Annotated in this window: 1 protein-coding gene; it reads left to right on the top strand. The window is 60.6% G+C overall.

What is annotated here, in order from left to right; all coding sequences use genetic code 11:
* Positions 1–591, top strand: a 591-nt coding sequence (locus tag HMPREF9538_RS09655; protein ID WP_009485567.1) for an FAD/NAD(P)-binding protein, incomplete at both ends; no start/stop codon positions are given.

Here is a 591-nt window from a genome sequence, read left to right as displayed (position 1 = left end):
GGGGATTTACACCTTTTATGAACTGGTGAAGCGCGGTGAGCCGCTGGCCATCACCCTGTTTGAAAAAGAGGCGCAGGCCGGGGTGGGTATGCCCTACAGTGACGATAATACCGCGGCGCAAATGCTGGCCAATATTGCCAGCATTGAGATCCCCCCCATCGACCTGACCTACCTGCAATGGCTGCAGCAGCAAAGCGATGACTGGCTGGCGGCGCGCGGGCTTGAACGGCACGCCCTGCATGAGCGCCAGTTTCTGCCGCGGGTTATCCTCGGCGAATACTATCGCGACCGTTTTCTGTACCTCGTTGAGCGGGCCCGGGACGTCGGCTTTGTGATTAGCGTTTGTGAATCCTGTGAAGTCACGGATATTGCGGTTCAGTCCACCGGGATCGCCATCCACACCGATAGTGCAGCAGACCCGGTAATCGTCGACCTGGTGGCGATTGCCACCGGCCATCTGTGGCCTGAAGAAGAGCGCGCCAGCCGACAGTACTTCCCCAGCCCGTGGACCGGCCTGATGGAGGCCCGCATTGCCCCCTGCCGGGTGGGGATCCTTGGGACTTCATTAAGCGCGATTGATGCCGCCCTGGG

Source organism: Klebsiella sp. MS 92-3, from assembly GCF_000195655.1.
Classification (GTDB): Bacteria; Pseudomonadota; Gammaproteobacteria; order Enterobacterales; family Enterobacteriaceae; genus Klebsiella; species Klebsiella pneumoniae.
The sequence above is the reverse complement of the archived record's forward strand: the minus strand, read 5'-3'. Positions and strand labels throughout refer to the sequence as shown.